This is a genomic window from Microbulbifer mixtoriginis (SeqCode) (assembly GCF_052466695.1).
The window spans coordinates 2,760,002-2,775,619 of sequence record NZ_CP174285.1 but is presented as its reverse complement, the minus strand read 5'-3'; the positions used below and the strand labels follow the sequence as shown (position 1 = coordinate 2,775,619).

Genomic DNA, 15,618 nt, shown 5'->3' with positions numbered 1-15,618 from the left:
TAAGAGGGAGTTATTGCAAAGCCTCCCTTGAAAGCAGGTAGTGGGCCAATGCTTTTTTCTGCTCCTCGGTGAAATCATATCTGGGCATCGGGGGGGTTGGCGTATCAAAATAGTCCGCCAGGCTTTGCACGGTGTACTTTTTGTTGAGCCCTGCTAATGGTACCTGTTGCTGGTGGCACTGCGCACAATTGTGGCTCAGGTATAGCGCTCTTCCCTCGCGCGCGGCGGTGGCATCGGTTGGTGGTGGTTTTTTGGGTACCCTAGGTGTGGTAGGTGTTCTCTCCGCGGATAACTTTACTTTTTGTGGGGTAGCGGTGGGTGAGAGACGATAGATGGCCCCCGCGTAATCGTCTGATATATAAATATTGCCCTTGCCATCTTCGGCAATTGCCACTGGCCTGCCAGAAACCTCCTTGCGGTTGTTGCTGAGGAAGCCCCAGAGGAAATCCCGCTGGGTGATTTTCCCGCCTTCATCCCAGTGTAGAGATACCACTTTGTAACCATCTTTCACGCTTCTGTTCCAGGAACCGTGCAGTGCTACTAAGGCAGCGCCGCGATAACCTGTCGGTTGTTCCGGACTTCGCAGGAAGCGGATGCCTAGAGGGGCATTATGTGCGGCGAACTCGTGTACAGGGGGGAGGGAAGCGGCAATCATTTCTTTGATGGTGGGGTCTTCATCGTCGATAAAGTCCGGGTCCGGTACCCGGTCACCATAGGCGTAGGGCCAGCCGTAGAATTTGTCGGCTTGGATAAGGTTGAGTTCATCGGGTGGCAGGTTGTCACCCAGCCAGTCGCGACCATTATCTGTGGCATAGAGGCCGCCATCTTTGGGTGACCAGTCAAACCCCACACTATTGCGCAGGCCGGTGGCGAATATTTTGAGGTCACTGCCATCGGGACGCAGGCGCATAATACTGGCGCGTCGACGATCTTTTTCTACACAGACGTTACAGCTGGAACCGCTACTGAGGTACAGCCAGCCATCCGGTCCCTTTTCAAGGGTTTTGGTCCAATGGCCGCTGTCTGCCAAGCCTTCGACGATTCTCTGGTAACGCCCTGCCAGGCGGGCATCGGAGTGATCAAAGGGCACTCTGCCTACAGCATCGCTTTCCGCTATATATAGCCAGTTCTCATGCAGTAGAAGCCCGTGTGGGCGGTTTAAGTCTCCAATTAATATGCGCTGGCTGTCGGCGCGTCCATCACCGTTACGATCGGGGGTTAACAGGGAAACCTGTCCCTTCTTGGGTTGGGATACGAGGATATCCCCCGAACGGGTTATTGCCAGCCAGCGAGCATTGGGCACATTATCTGTAAATAGTTGTAGTTGATAGCCAGTGGCGGCTGTTAAATTTTGAGTGACCTCCTGCTCGCTGGTTTTCGCGCCTCCAATGATTTGGCGCCAGGGAACGCTAATACCCGAAGAGACTGCTGTGAAGGCGCTTGAAACAACGGCGCTGAAGATAAGCAAAAAAATTAGCGTATATTTCAACGTCTTTTTCCCTGTTTCGATTGAACTTGAAATAAAGGTGTTTATAGTGGCCGCGCTCATGCACTGAGCTCCGTTTTAGCACAGTGTACTCATCGAGTCTCCCTCTCATTTATTAAAGAAATATTTCACCTTGTGAGATATGTCTTACATAAAATTCAGCAGATTACCCCTACTCTTTTTTCGCCTGATGTCCATAATTAACTGGCAGGGACGCAAAAGGGACTGCAACTCTGCGGCAAAGGATAAAAGGAATGCGCCGCTCGCCCTAAGGATATGGGCACCATCCTGTGAGACGCACCGCCCGGGCCGGATTGCCTGGGCGGTGTTTTACATGCTCGAAGACTTTATATTTGTTCAAATAACTTTTAATAGTAATTCTTTACTTAATCTTCATCCTCTCTAATCCTTAATTATTCACGGTCGGTACTTTTTGTAAGCCAGGTCTGCTTCTATCTGGAATTTGTAATATTTATCCGCTTTAATGATGAGAGGTCGGCCATTATTGCTCGGGCCGGTGGAGGATGGCGCATTCAGCAATCAATCATTAGCAGTGCCCGTTTACGCTCTGGCATTCTCTCACTGCCGGGCTCTTGTCCTCTCGCCATTGAAATCATCAGCGGGTTATCGCCCTTATCACTTTAACGCCTTATCCAAACTGGACTCTCAAGTTCAGGCTTATTTGTCTATCTCTTTCTTCCAGGCAGCATGTCAAATCAGATACTTGAGTGCCGGAAAAGCATCCGCTTGGTTAGCTGTAGTAGTAGGCCGGGTTCTTCTGTCTAACTGCGGGGAGGCGAAGTCATGCAAGCACGCATTTTGCGCCTGAATTTGGCGGGACAGCCATTGGACTGGCTCACTTGGCAGGAGGCTTCCTGTTTATACGTCCGGGATCTGGTTACCTGGTCTTTGGGGGGCATAGTACAGAGGGTAAGGGGTGGGTTTAATCGGAATGGAGAGCGTTCGGCCCTGGATCTGGCATCAATTATCGCCTGTGGCGGTGCTCGAATGGCGCGGCCACGCAACCGTCCGCCGCTTACTAACCGCGCACTTTTTTTTCGTGATGTGCACACCTGCCTCTACTGCGGAAGTATTTTTAAGTCAGCTGAGCTAACTCGAGATCATGTTATCCCAGTGTCGAAGGGAGGGATGGACTCTTGGGAAAATGTGGTCACAGCCTGCCGCCGCTGTAATCAGCATAAGGGCAATTTTTTACTTGAAGATATTGATATGGAATTACTGGCTCTGCCCTTTTGTCCCAATGCTGCAGAATATCTGGCTTTGATTAATAGTGAGCGGATTCGCGGGGATCAGATGGAGTTTCTGCGCAGCCAATTTTCCCGTAGACGGCAACAGGATTGGTTGTTGCACTAGTTGTGTTTCGTTTACTGACATTAAAAAAAGGGGCTATTGCCCCTTTTTTTAATGTCACTTTTTTGAGTGGAGTTCAAGGTAGTATTTATTTAACCGATTGTTTTACCGCGGAACGAATTTGACCAGTCAGATATTCAGTAAAATCATGGCCATGGTTTTGCATCATTTTGGGGAACATAGAGTTGGGAGTCATTCCGGGGAAAGTATTGACTTCATTTAGGTAGAGCTCCCCTTCGTCTGTTAGGAAAAAATCGATGCGAGAGAGATCTTTCAGCTTTAGGGCCTTAAAAGTACGTATCGAGACTTCCTGAATCCAAGCCAATTGCTGTTCGCTCAGACCTTCGGCTTTAATAAACGTCTCGGCGCGACTGCCTGCGGCATATTTTTCCTTATAGGTATAAAAAGTATCTGCTGGCGCGCGGACCTCACCGGGATGAGTGGCTATGAGCTCTTCGCCATAAGTGTAAACTGCCACCTCGAGTTCGCGGGCATTGAGGGCTTTTTCTACCAATACATAGGATGAGAGGGTAAAGGCTTCTGCGATTGCATCTTCCAAATCTTCCTTATGGCTGACTTTAAAGCAGCCCACCGAGGAACCCTGGTTTGAAGCTTTGATAAAGACCGCTTCCCACTCTTCCAGTGCGGCGTGGGCCTTACTCAACTCTTCAGCCTCCAGGCTGTGTAGAAACAGATAGGGGGTGTTATCGATCCCTAGCGCGCTCAGCCACATTTTCGTTTTAATCTTGTTAAAACAAATTTTGCTCGCCTCCGGTGCTGAACCGAAATAGGGGATGCCGAACATCTCGAGCTGGGATTGCAGGTCGCCAGTTTCTCCTGGGTAACCGTGAATTGCTGGGATGACGTAATCCACATCCCAGGCATTGCCGGCTTCATCGCGAATCTTGCCATCGTAAAAGATATGATAGACGCGACCTTCTTTATCAGTCAGGCAGCCGCTAGCATCCATCTCAACTCGCATCAGGGCGATATCTTCGGATTCGGCCAATTGTCCTTCAATAAAATCTGCGGTGCGCAAGGACACTTCGTGCTCGCTGCTGCCACCGCCGCAGATAAGCAAGGTGTTGATCATAAAGTTATTCCATCGTGGTGCCAGCTGGAGGCGCCAGTAAAACCTGCTGGCACTGCTGCGGCATCGTCTTGGGTTTGGGTTTTGTCGGCTGGGCCTTAGTGCCGTTCAGTATTGCGTAGAATTCTTCGCTGAACCACCAGTCCAGGTCATTACCGCAGGGTGTGGTGCGCACTGGAGCCTGAGGCTTGCAGTCACTGCTGCCGGCCGGGCAGGCAAGCCGCACATGAAAATGGTAATTGTGTCCCCACCAAGGGCGTACTTTGCGTAGCCAATCATTGTCGACGCCCGAAATTTCACATAAGTGACGCTTGATGGTGGGATGGACAAAAATCCGCTCTACCCGCTGATCCTCTGCGGCCATACGCAGGATCTTGGGGACTCGTTCGTCCCAATTTTCTTTGACCAAGCGATGTTCGCGGGTATCCGCCAGAGGGATAGCGGAGATATTATCGCGCTCCCACTCTGTCAGTGCCCGCTCTGCGGCGCGCTTGTCTTGTGAAAACCAAATATCCACATCAAGGCCGGTCTGATGGCTACTGTGCCCTCCACTGCCAAAGGGACCACCTCGCGCCATGGACATATCGCCGATCTGAATTCTGCCGAGATTATTCCGTGCAACACTCCGGGAAAAGTCCTTGAGGAAGGCGATGGTGTCCGGATGGGCGAAGTGGCGATCGCGGCCGGTGCGCACCAGTTGATAGCCCTCGCCACGTAGAGGCAGGGTTTCTCCTCCCGCGAGACAGCCATTGGTATAGGTGCCTATGCTGGCTGGGTTCTGTGCGCTGGGGCTCTCACTCTCCTCCCAGGGGTTGGCCTGGGCCTGATAGCTCAGGATGGCGGTGGCTAGAGCCAGAGCGCTGGCGAAGAGCTTGGTATTGGCGAACAGTTTGGGGCGATTAAATAAGAGAGACATAAATCCCTAGTTACCGATAAGTCTGGTGGTCGGGTTGCGCTGGGCGCGGACCCGACGAGTATAGACTGACAGTTTACTAGCTCTGTGACGCAAGTATCTCTTTACAGTTCCCTATCAGTTGGTCCATTTCCTGATCTGTGCCAATAGAGATACGCAGGTATTCACTGATGCGGGGCTTATTGAAGTATCTCACCAGAATGCCCAGTTCGCGCAGTGCCAGGTAGAGGGCCTCGGCACCAGGGGCAGGGGGCTTCGCCAGTAAGAAATTCGCTTTGGAAGGTATAACTTCAAACCCCAGTTCAAGCAGTGCCTCTTCTGTGCGAGAGCGTGTGGCGACAACCTTGCTGCAGTTGTTTTCATGCCAAGCCCTATCGCGGATGGCTGCAGTAGCCACTTCCTGTGCGATGGCATCGATAGGATAAGAATTGAATGAGTTCTTGGCGCGCAGCAGCCCCTCAATCAGGTGTTCCTGCCCCATAGCAAAGCCGAGGCGCAGACCTGCCAGAGCATAAGACTTAGACAGGGTGTGAATGACCAGCAGATTGGGGTATTGCTCGATCAATTGGGTGGCGCTTTCCCCCCCAAAATCGATGTAGGCTTCATCAATGATCACCACTCGCTCTGGTTGTAGCTGCAGTAGTGCTTCAATTCTATCGAGTGATAAGTGGCGTCCTGTCGGGGCGTTGGGATTGGGGATAATAATTCCAGCGGCAGTACCCGAGAAATCCTCTACTTTGAGACTAAAGTCTTCTGAGAGGGGAATACTGCGGGACTCTATGTCGAAAAGCTGGCAGTACACCGGGTAGAAGCTGTAGGTGATATCGGGAAACAGTAAGGGTTCGTTGCGGCGGAAAAAACTATAAAAACTCAGCGCCAGGACCTCATCAGAACCATTACCGACGAAAACTTGCCTGTCATTCAGTCCATATCGTGTGGCAATAGCTGCGCGCAACTCACAGGACTCTGGGTCGGGATAGCGACGCAGGGCGTCGGCAAAATCTCTCTGTGTCAATAGCGCCAGTGCTCGGGGCGAAGCGGGGTAGGGGTTCTCGTTGGTGTTCAGTTTAATCAGAGTTGTACCGCTGGGCTGCTCACCGGGAGTGTAAGGTTCCAACTGTTCCAGGCCGGGGCTCCAAAACACTGTATTCACTGCTCTACCTCTGCGTTCTCGTTTTCTGCGGGAGAGCTCTCCTTGCTCTCATTTTCCGGCTCTTCTTTTTTGATAGGAATATCAAATAGTGCGGCCGAACCGGTGATAAATTCCTGCATGGGCACCGGCTTACGCAACAGCATATTATCGTATTTGAGCTCAGTGGAGAGCGCCGGTGTTTCGCGGAAGTCATCGATCGAGCTGATCGTTTCCACCAGACTGAGGCCTAAAAAGCCGAGCGGCAGTACTAGTGCTACCGCCCAGCGCCAGGCGCGCCCTAGGTTGGTGGCCAGATAACAAGCGCACCAGAGCATAGTGGGCAAAATGACAGCGAGTACCAGGAAGTCCAGAACCTCCATGGTATCCCCTATGGCGAAGTTGTAATTCAGTATACTGCCGAACCACTCCCAGACGGCGTAAGTGAGTACGCCCATAGCGGCGATGGAAAGGTGGGCAAAAAAGTGTGTTTCGTGGCGGACCACCCTGCCTACAAAAGCCCAGGCACCCGCATAAATCACCAAGCCGATCACCGCACTGACTAAGATGTTGACTGCTATGGTCCACTGATAAGTACGCGCGTAGCCGAGGTAGCTGAGCAGTACCGTGGACAGGGCTACGGCGAGTACCAGGAGGGTGGCGTACAGAGGGTTGGATAGGCTGGCAAACAGATTTTCCAGCGAATGCAGAGGGGTGGCCTCGGCAACATCGTCATCGCAATTAAATATTCGTAAGCGCGACTTACCACATTGTATTAGATCCCCAGAGGTAATCTGATGGGAGGAGATCTCCCCAGGCTTAACCGATCGGTCTTTCAGATTCCCCAGTAGCTGGCTGCCATTCACCGTATTCAAATCGTGCAGAATATAACTGCCATCTTCTTCCCGACGAATTTCTGCATGGCGCCCATCTGTGTGGATGTCTTCCAAGATTGCATCGTTGCTATAGGCGCGGCCCAGGGTGAACTTTTCACCTTCCATTCGGTAGCGCACCTGCACCCGGTGAGCGCGGTTGAGTTCTTCAATTATCAGTGCCATTGGATTTCGCTCGTGAACTTCTCGGCAAAGGCGTCGGCAGACTCCCGGGTAAAGCCGGATAGAGTAAAGTGGCTGACCAGCGCGCGATTCTTCTGGTCCACGCTGAGGCTCAAGAAAAAGATATCGTACAGGTCGGGGAAGTTTTTATAGCGTCTTACACAGTAACTGGTGCGGCTAATTAGCGGTTTTTTACTGCGCTCTGGTTTGGATACGGGGCCATTGCCATTGCGCGGCTGGGAGGTAAAGTTCTGGCGGCAGCGGAAGTTGGTGACATCCTCTTCACCGGCACTGTTGCCAGGATAGAAAGTGCTCATCTGATGCTCGTATTCCGCATAAAAGCGTGCCGGTAGAAGACCTTCAGATTCGAGCCAGAAAAACTCGTACTCCACTCGACCGGTGTTAAAGTCGTCGGAGAGAAAAATCACATCCTGCCCAGTACAACCTTTATCGATGCGTTTAATAGGATTGTCGCTATCTTCCTCACTGTTGCCCCAGCACTTAATGGCGGGCACTATTTCCCCAACAACCTTGGCCTCGCCAAGGGAGCGGCGCTGCCAGTCCGCCTCCAGTATGGAGTCGATAATACGCTGTTGATTGTCGAGCAGCTGCTGGTAGGTGACCTTTTGTAGGTCCAGCGCCACATTGCGTTGATGGAAGTGCTTTAACAAGTTGATCAGTTTATCCACCGGAACCAGGAAGCTTACCTGGTTACCAGCAGTTGCCACATTGATCCCCACTACTTGGCCGAGAGTATTAATAGCCGGGCCACCACTCATGCCGGGATTAATAGAACCGGCAAAATGAATACGATCGTAAAAACTACCTCCGGCGATACCGTTGTAAGTGCCTGGGATCAGGGTCATTCCAAGATCCAGAGGATTACCGAGGGAGACTATAGTTTCGCCTTGCTTTGGGGTTTCGGTGGCGAGCTGTAAGTATTCTTTGCCCGGCTTGTCCTGGCGCAGTAGCGCCAAGTCGTTGACTACATCGATATCCAAGAGCTCCAGGGTGCCCTTGGTGCCATCGGTTGAAAGATATTCCAGTATATATTTATCCGGATCGCTAACTGCTTGCGCGACAACGTGGTAATTGGTGGCGAGTAGACCATCGGTGGAAATCTGGAATCCTGAGCCGAGCCCGGCTTTCGAATTAGAAGATTTTTCAATTAAGCGTATTTGATAGAGGCTACCGCGATAGTCGCTGTAAAGCTGCTCATATCCCTGTGCCAGCGCCAGAGTTGAGAGACAGAAGAGCACCCAGGCCAGAAAGTGGGCAGAAAAATTCGGCATTTTTGTTTGATTAAATTATGGACAGAAGCGGTGATACTACGGGATATAGGGTAGTGCAACAAGCGGGCCACGGCAGGGGATAATTGCTACGCGCCCGCGTTTGAGCTTTTTACAGGTAGTCGGTGATTTTCGGTTGTGCTTCTACAACTTTTTTATGCGATTCCAGATAGAAGCGGGTGAAGGTAGCATCCGCTTCCTGCGGTGAGATAAAGCCCTCACTAAACCCAGGGCTGACCGGGTCCAGATGTAGGCGCGCACAGCTGATCACATGAGCCGCTAGCTGGGCCATATTTTCATCTCCCACCGATATTCGGATTGTGGTTGCGAATATACCCGCCGCCTCCATGGCCTGAGGAGAAAGTTCGGAGTGAGAAGTGAGCGCGGGGCAAAGTACCATGGTATTGGTCTGCCCCAGGCTTACCATCTGTCCAAATGCGGGCTCCAGCGCATCGAAGAAACTCTTGAAAGCCTCAGCGGGAATCTGTGCCGCTTCCATATCAATACTAAATAATGGGGTTGGCAGCTGATAGCGCATCAAGGCTTTGCGTAGCTTCGAGTTCGGATGGCTTTCCACCGCATGGCTGTTCACACGAATTTTACTGTGACTGGCGAAGAAATGGCTGAGGCACTGGGTATTGATACACTTGGTCAACATACGCATTTCCAGAGTGCGCATACCACAGTGCACCTCCCAGGCTTTATCCGCATCTAGGAAAGCGCCTTTGATGTAATACACATCCCAGAACATGCACTGATCCCAGTTCAGCCCCTTGGCACTGTCGCCCTTGGGAATAAACATACGGTGGTTTTCCCCAATCACCACGCCAGCGGTTGCGGCACCGGTGCCGCCAATGTCTTTGGTGTAGGAGTGCACAACAAAGTCTGGACGCTCCTCGCGATCTTGGCGTCGCAGTGGTTGGTAGAGGAAGGGGGTGGCCAGGGTGGCATCCAGGCTGATCAGAATATTTTCCTGGTGTGCAGCCTTACAGATAGCGGGTACGTCCAACATGATACCGTGGGGGTTGCAGGGCGATTCGATATAGACGTGGAGCTTAGAGCCTTGCTGAAGGGCATCGGCGTAATCTCGCTGTGTGTCCGCCAGCAGTTTTTCGAAGTCTTTACCGCTGGTGCCGTCAAACCAAACCAGTTGGATCGCCAGTTTGTCTGGTCGAGCGTAAAAATCCTGTAAGAGTTGGTGTACGCCACCATAGATATTGCGTGAGACGATTAAAATATCGTCGCGGCGCAGCTGATTGGAGAGTAGTGCGTCAATGGCGGCCATACCGGAATTGAAGTTCCAGGCCATATACTCATTGGCTGCCGGTCCGCACTCCAAATCCACAATGGCGTTGGCCAGGGAGATCGAGGTAGGGTTGAGTAGGCGCGAGTAGATATCGTGGCTGGGTTCACGGCCGCGGAAGGCGTCGTCTACCCACTCGGTACAGGCATAGATATAAGTGGCGGTGCGTGCAATCACCGGCGTAGCAGAAAAAATCGCCGGGATATTATCGAACAGTGGGTAGCCACCGCGGGTGGTGATATTGAAATCATCTCCCTGCAGACTCTGAAAGCTGGCGCGCAACGGATTTTGAAGGGTGTCCAATAGTTTTGCCAGCTGGAAACTCATAAAGCGCTTGGCATTGAAGTAGGCAATCTTGTCGGACCGATCCAATCGGTTCAGAGTTTCGCTTACCTGACTCCACAGCTGGTTCAAGTTGCCCTGTGCTTGATATAACAGCGCCGCCGTTTGCTCCAGTAAACGCCCGTGCTCCGACTCCCGATCAATACAAAAATGCTGGAGTTGCTCCCGAGCAAGCTCCGTAATATTAGTGGCCTCAGTGCTGTTGCGTCGGGGAGAGAGAATTTTTACATCTTCGAGATTCGCTTCCATCGTATCCTCATCAGGTGATGCTTTTTGTTATTAGATGACTCTAACAGCCTAAGAGAAAGGATAAAATACTTGGCGTGTAATTCCTTGTAATTGGCCGTGATAGACCTGTAATTCCTGAATTCGTAAAGTAGCTACCAGTTGAGGGGGTACGGGAGATTGTGAAAGCGGTTCCCTGCCACGGATGGGCAGCCCCCACAACATTTCGGATGGATTTTGTATTCTCGCACTGTTGGAGGTGCGAGAAGCGGGAAGAATCAGCGCAAGCTGAGCGGACAAGCTGGAACCGACGGGTGCAGAGTCTTAGTCGGACCTTGTGGATGAGCTTGCCCGAGGCACGGATGCCAAATTTTGCTCTTGATAGTGTTGTTGTAACCGTCGATGGTTGGGACCATCATTCCGGGCCGGCAGTGGCTATACTGCCGGCTTTTTTTCAGAGCTGAACTGGTTATCATGACGCAGTCACAGACGTATTTTACACAAGAAAAAACGTCTTAGGATGACACCAAATAACAAATGCTTACAAGGGGATGAACGATGAGCACTTGTGCCGATTTACCCGTATTGGAGTGCGAGGTACCTGAGGAGGGCTTGAAGCTGGATCTGGTTTTAAGGCCCAGAGAGCAAAAAGATGGTGAGCCACAGTACTGGCCGCTGTTTAATGCCGATAATCCGCAAGAGCACTTTGGCAATATGCGCTTCAAAATCCACAAGGGTGGAGTGGTGGTTCTGAAAATCACTCTGGATTTATCAGAGGTGCCTGGTCGAGAACTTGAATTTGTACGCTATCAACAGAGCCAGAAGCTGGATGGCATTATTGCGCTGAGCCCGGACTTCCGGCATCAGTTCCGCGCTCGTGCGAGGCAGGTGGATGGGGATTACACCAAGTTGATTATTAAAATAAAGGATAAAGAGCAGATCCCGGATCGCTTTAATTTCCTGTGGATGTGTGTAGACCCCGAGACGGGTATGCATTTTATCTCGGGGGACCCTGAGGCGGGGGTAGATCCGATACCTGGTAATGGAGGCGGTACTAAGCGCGAAAACTAAGGGCAAATTTTTTTCTGCAAAGCTTTGGGTGCTTGAGAAACGGTGCAGAGTTGCTGGAATATGGGCAGTACAAACCACTCAGCACCCATGCCTTGCTCAAAGAGTTGCTCCAGGTGGTAGGTTGCGGACTGCCATTCTCCAGCAAGAGCATAGACCTGCGCTGCACTATATTTTACATAGGTATCGTCTGGAGAGTCTCTTAAAAGATCCTTGATAAGGGCGATTGAGGCAGGGATTTGCCCGAGGTTGGCAAGAGCGACTGCCCGATAGCGGCGGGAGCGCAAGTCTGTACTCTGTGCGCTGAGTTCTACGATCTTTTCAAAGTTTTTCGATGCACTTGAAGAATTGGATAACATGATATGCGTTTCCGCAACCTGCATCAGCATCTGCAAATTATTGGGCGAGGATTTTAGAATTGAGTGAAATGTTTGTAGCGCCTGCGAGTAGTTCCCTTTAAGAAAAGAGATGGTCCCTAGGTTACCGTTTGTACGCCAGCTGCGTTCACTAGCAGGAATGGTTAAGATGGCTTGCTCGGCAAGTTCCAGATTGGCGTTCTCTAATTCAATGACGGCTAAAAGGGCATAGGCAGACCAGAATTCTCCATACTGCTGAGTGATATCCCTCAGCGTCTTTCGTGTGGCCTCATAATCGCCGACCCCCATCTGATTGATGGCAACCAAGTAGAGATTCTGAGGGGTGGGTTTTAGAGCGGCAGCCTGCTTAGCGTAAGTGAGCCCTTGGATATAGTCTCCCTTCATATACTGAAAGCGGGAGTATTGCGCTGGTAAATGGGCCGACGGATGCCCTTTAGACTGGAGTTTGTTCAAAATAAACTTGAACCCCTCTTCATCTGAGCTTACCGATTTAATCAATAATTTAGCCTCTAAAATAGCTACCTCATCCACCTTGGACACTTCCGCATTGGTCAGAATTCTTAAGGCTTTACTTAGATATTCATCGTTATCCGTTTTTCCAAATTTCTCAAAGGCGCAGAGAGAGTACAGTGAGTAAAGGTTGATATTTCTTGGGTATTTGGCGATTAATTCTTCTAGGGCGAGAAAATCTCTGGCCTGTAAAACTACATCAGCGTAAGACTTTGTAAGAATGGCGAGGTAGTGAGCATAGTCAGCCTCTGCCATTTTAGTCTCGCTGTAAGATTCTCTCTGATAGTCCGAAGGAAAGAGCTCTATTACTGCATTGCGAATAGTGTATTGTGCTTCTTGGTGTTTTTTGCTGATGAATGTAAAGTTTGTACGCTGTTTTACCTCGCTATCTATTGGGTTAATTCTCTGCAGTTCAATGTTGCAGCGTAGTGCCATACAATTCAGCCGGGCGAGGAGGGCAGCAGTAACTCCTTTATGTTTTAATTCTTGCAGTTGTTGCTCGTGAGTTGTACCTGGCTCAGGGGTGTAGCTTACGAGAGCACTAGATTTGAGCCTGGCTGGAGCGCTCATTAAAGCTTGCTGAGTAATGGCTGTTACCAAATTTTCTTCTTCTTTCCCCATGTAGACTTCATTACTAAGCTCTACCGGTAAAATCGCGATATATTGAGATGGCAGCTGTAAATAAGTCTGCCAGCCCCAAAATATTCCCGCTCCGAGAATAGCTACTCCACTTAAAACTGCTGCAATACGCCCCCGTCTTCTGCGAGGTTTTATTAATAGTTGGGTGACAGTTTCCGAGTACTGTTGAGTATTTATATCAATACCATGCTTTCGTACCAGCTCCAGGGCCTCAAAAACTCTTTCGGCGGACTCTGGTCTCTGCTCTGGGCGTTTTCCCAAAAGTCTGTCTAATAGCGCAGCTAATGGTTTGGGGATCTCCGGCCAGGCCTGATGCGGTGGAATATGGGGCTTGCTGGTAATTTGTTGAGCAAAAGCCAGTGCGCTCTTATCGCCTCGCTCAAAGGGTTTGCTCCTACAGAGTAATTCATAGGCGATACTGCCCAGACTGAATAAATCGCTACGAGCATCGAGACTGGTGCCTTGTAACTGCTCGGGGGACATGGCCTGCACGCTGCCAGCGATATGGTCCTCTCTGGTGAGTTGCTGGTCGCAGTCGAGGGCTTTGGCGATACCGAAGTCGGTGATTTTGGCTACACCATCATTAGTGACCAGGATGTTTTCGGGCTTCAAATCCCGGTGGATAATCCCCAGGCAATGGGCTTTGCCGAGTCCTTGGCAAATCTGCATCAGCAAGTCGAGCTTTTCAGCCAGTGTGGTGCTGCGCTCGCGCATCCACTCTTTGAGGGTAACCCCTTCAACCAGCTCCATAACTAGGGCGATATTGTGGTCTTCCTCCAGGACATCGTACAGGCGTACAATGTTGGGGTGGTTTAGCCTAGCTAATAATTGTGCTTCACTGCGAAAACGGGCTTCGGCGGAGTTGCCGGTCATATCAGAGCGAAGCTGCTTAATAGCGACCTTGCGCCCCAGCTTTACGTCTTCAGCCAGGTAGACAACACCCATACCACCGGCGCCAAGGGTGCGCTCTACCCTATAGCGACCTTGATATACCTCAGTTTTCTCCAGCGCAACTACGTCCATTGTATTTAGTTCTTTTCGGATGGATAGGGGATTCTACCTGATAGTACATTTTCGTGAAGCTATCTGTCTCCATTTCAGAGGAAATGGTTCACGTTATTCCATTTCTTTTGGATTGCTATCGGTTGCAAAAAGAGACTGCCTAACGTCTACAAAGTCATTATTTTAAGAGGAAAAGCGCGAGAGCTTCAGCACGAGAATCTCTGAGGTGAGCTCGTACTAATGAAAAGTCGTATGTGACAGGAAAGGCTTTGCTGTTTATAACAGCAAACAAAGGGGTGGCATAAGATCTGTACCTATTTGGTGAATGCTATAGGTACAGATCGGCTTTGGTGTGCTAAAAGTAGCGATAAGAGCTGAGCCCTCAATTACGCTTCCTGAAGCTCAGTCTTCGCCTCCAGTTGAGTGCCTTTATAGATTTCAAACTGGTGGCAGCCCAGGCGAATTTCCCAGGAGCGTCGCTCTACTAAGTTTGAGGTATCTACGGCATCTGGCAAGGATTCAGAGATCTGCTTGCGTGCGCGGAAAATCTGGGTGTTCAGGTGGTTGACGGTGATGCCCAGTTCGTGAGTGGCTACCTGGATGGAAACCCAGCCTTGGGAATCTATATCCATGTCATTTTGCATATCACGGAAGCGTGCTCGAGCCAGGTACAGCAGCAGGTAGTTGTGAATTCGTGCGGGCAGGGACTGCTTCATACCCTCTCGCTGCAGCTGCAGTTGTACATGTTCCTCGTGGGAGCTGACAGAGAAGCGCAGGCCGAAATCAGTAATGGATAACTGCTGTAAAGAGAGTTCTTTGGTTGCCCCTTGGTTGTCGGCGAGAAACAGTTGCCAGCTCTGCAGGCCGCAATCAATACGATCCCCATGATTGACCATGCTTTTGCTGCCCCCTTCGCCGGTACTACCGGTAAACTCGTATTGCCATTGGGCGGTAACGGGGCTGAAATGCAAGCTGGCGAGGGGCTCGCTCTCGTCCGGTAGCAGGTGGTATTGCTCCAATAGCTGGGCTTCACCAGTCTTCAGGTCAATCAACAAGTTTTCTGGGGCGTCGAGATTCTCGACAATCCAAGCGGGGTTATTGACTCGTCCGAAACAGATCTTGTCGCCGGTTTGCAATGGGTAGCTCTTAGCTGGAACCAGTTGCTGGCCATTTAGCCAGGTTCCATTGCGACTAAGATCGCGAATATTCCAATGTGTGCCGGTCCACTGAATGGCCGCGTGAATACCAGAGATTTCGGCACTGGTGATACGGGTATCCACGGCTCCTTGACGGCGGCCGATGGTGTGGTGTGCCATCAGGTATACGGGTTGGTCCCTATCTGGATGCTGTAAGCAAGCCATTATCTTGTCCTTTTTCTCCGGGTTGCGTCGGGCGCTGAGCTAGAGCTGCTTGCCAGAATTGTTGGCAGTTCAATGCTGCAGATGGGATTGCTCACTCGGCAGCAATAAAAAGTAACCTACAAGTGTTATTGTCCAGATTCTTTGAGATTCGCTCTACAAGGCCAAGAGAGTCTGGCTATTTTCCCCCTCTAAGGGAGAAGTGGGCGCTCACTAGGAGTCTGGCTGTAAATAAGTTTGAGGTTCTTTATACCTACTGTGGAATGATTGTAATCACTGCTACTACTAATGGTTGCTATTTTCACTGAAAAACTTTGCTGTCGTCAAAAGTAGCGTAATAGTTTGTGCTTACTAATTGTGAACTGGTTAAAATTTTAAGTGCTTGCAGTTTCTTTATTGCCATCTGGGCTAGCTGTCAGATGTCTTTTCTCCAGTATTTAGCTAAAGCTGAGAGATTCTTT

11 protein-coding genes are annotated in these 15,618 nt (G+C 50.6%); 2 read left to right on the top strand and 9 right to left on the bottom strand.

Annotation, left to right across the window (positions count from 1 at the left end):
• Nucleotides 1-10: 10 nt before the first annotated feature.
• The gene (locus ACJJI0_RS12195; protein WP_444882780.1) at nucleotides 11-1,489 is read right to left on the bottom strand and encodes a DUF7133 domain-containing protein; all 1,479 of its coding nucleotides are present in this window, start codon (nucleotides 1,487-1,489) and stop codon (nucleotides 11-13) included.
• A gap of 801 nt (nucleotides 1,490-2,290) precedes the next feature.
• On the opposite strand from ACJJI0_RS12195, the gene ACJJI0_RS12190 reads away from it, so the two are divergent.
• Nucleotides 2,291-2,860, top strand: coding sequence for an HNH endonuclease (locus ACJJI0_RS12190; protein WP_444882779.1), 570 nt, complete (start codon nucleotides 2,291-2,293; stop codon nucleotides 2,858-2,860).
• Nucleotides 2,861-2,945: 85 nt separating this feature from the next.
• On the opposite strand, the gene ACJJI0_RS12185 is transcribed toward ACJJI0_RS12190, so the two are convergent.
• From ACJJI0_RS12185 to ACJJI0_RS12160, 6 genes are all read right to left on the bottom strand, one after another.
• Nucleotides 2,946-3,950: a D-alanine--D-alanine ligase gene (locus tag ACJJI0_RS12185; protein WP_444882778.1), complete on the bottom strand. Its 1,005-nt coding sequence runs from the start codon at nucleotides 3,948-3,950 to the stop codon at nucleotides 2,946-2,948.
• A gap of 4 nt (nucleotides 3,951-3,954) precedes the next feature.
• Nucleotides 3,955-4,863, bottom strand: a complete 909-nt coding sequence (mepA, locus tag ACJJI0_RS12180; protein ID WP_444882777.1) for a penicillin-insensitive murein endopeptidase — start codon at nucleotides 4,861-4,863, stop codon at nucleotides 3,955-3,957.
• A 76-nt stretch (nucleotides 4,864-4,939) separates the two neighbouring features.
• Entirely contained in the window at nucleotides 4,940-6,013 is a 1,074-nt protein-coding gene (gene hisC, locus ACJJI0_RS12175; protein ID WP_444882776.1) for a histidinol-phosphate transaminase, read from the bottom strand.
• Nucleotides 6,010-7,047 (bottom strand): FHA domain-containing protein, encoded by a 1,038-nt coding sequence (locus tag ACJJI0_RS12170; protein ID WP_444882775.1) that lies wholly within the window; start codon nucleotides 7,045-7,047, stop codon nucleotides 6,010-6,012. Before ACJJI0_RS12170 ends, hisC begins: the two co-directional genes overlap by 4 nt.
• Entirely contained in the window at nucleotides 7,038-8,336 is a 1,299-nt protein-coding gene (locus ACJJI0_RS12165; protein ID WP_444882774.1) for a S1C family serine protease, read from the bottom strand. Before ACJJI0_RS12165 ends, ACJJI0_RS12170 begins: the two co-directional genes overlap by 10 nt.
• 109 nt (nucleotides 8,337-8,445) lie before the next feature.
• Nucleotides 8,446-10,227, bottom strand: coding sequence for a trans-sulfuration enzyme family protein (locus ACJJI0_RS12160; protein WP_444882773.1), 1,782 nt, complete (start codon nucleotides 10,225-10,227; stop codon nucleotides 8,446-8,448).
• A gap of 534 nt (nucleotides 10,228-10,761) precedes the next feature.
• On the opposite strand from ACJJI0_RS12160, the gene ACJJI0_RS12155 reads away from it, so the two are divergent.
• Nucleotides 10,762-11,274: a hypothetical protein gene (locus ACJJI0_RS12155; protein WP_444882772.1), complete on the top strand. Its 513-nt coding sequence runs from the start codon at nucleotides 10,762-10,764 to the stop codon at nucleotides 11,272-11,274.
• On the opposite strand, the gene ACJJI0_RS12150 is transcribed toward ACJJI0_RS12155, so the two are convergent.
• A complete protein-coding gene (locus tag ACJJI0_RS12150) occupies nucleotides 11,271-13,820 on the bottom strand; it encodes a protein kinase domain-containing protein (protein WP_444882771.1) in 2,550 nt (849 codons plus the stop codon). The two genes, ACJJI0_RS12155 and ACJJI0_RS12150, sit on opposite strands and share 4 nt — an antisense overlap.
• A 365-nt stretch (nucleotides 13,821-14,185) precedes the next feature.
• Nucleotides 14,186-15,160, bottom strand: a complete 975-nt coding sequence (locus ACJJI0_RS12145; protein WP_444882770.1) for an FHA domain-containing protein — start codon at nucleotides 15,158-15,160, stop codon at nucleotides 14,186-14,188.
• Nucleotides 15,161-15,618 lie beyond the last annotated feature (458 nt).

Bases quoted from the DNA above. Each gene is read 5' to 3' on its own strand.
- ACJJI0_RS12165 (WP_444882774.1), bottom strand. From the start codon at position 8,336: ATGCCGAATTTTTCTGCCCACTTTCTGGCCTGGGTGCTCTTCTGTCTC.
- ACJJI0_RS12150 (WP_444882771.1), bottom strand. From the start codon at position 13,820: ATGGACGTAGTTGCGCTGGAGAAAACTGAGGTATATCAAGGTCGCTAT.
- ACJJI0_RS12155 (WP_444882772.1), top strand. From the start codon at position 10,762: ATGAGCACTTGTGCCGATTTACCCGTATTGGAGTGCGAGGTACCTGAG.
- ACJJI0_RS12190 (WP_444882779.1), top strand. From the start codon at position 2,291: ATGCAAGCACGCATTTTGCGCCTGAATTTGGCGGGACAGCCATTGGAC.
- ACJJI0_RS12145 (WP_444882770.1), bottom strand. From the start codon at position 15,160: ATGGCTTGCTTACAGCATCCAGATAGGGACCAACCCGTATACCTGATG.
- ACJJI0_RS12160 (WP_444882773.1), bottom strand. From the start codon at position 10,227: ATGGAAGCGAATCTCGAAGATGTAAAAATTCTCTCTCCCCGACGCAAC.
- ACJJI0_RS12170 (WP_444882775.1), bottom strand. From the start codon at position 7,047: ATGGCACTGATAATTGAAGAACTCAACCGCGCTCACCGGGTGCAGGTG.
- mepA (WP_444882777.1), bottom strand. From the start codon at position 4,863: ATGTCTCTCTTATTTAATCGCCCCAAACTGTTCGCCAATACCAAGCTC.
- ACJJI0_RS12185 (WP_444882778.1), bottom strand. From the start codon at position 3,950: ATGATCAACACCTTGCTTATCTGCGGCGGTGGCAGCAGCGAGCACGAA.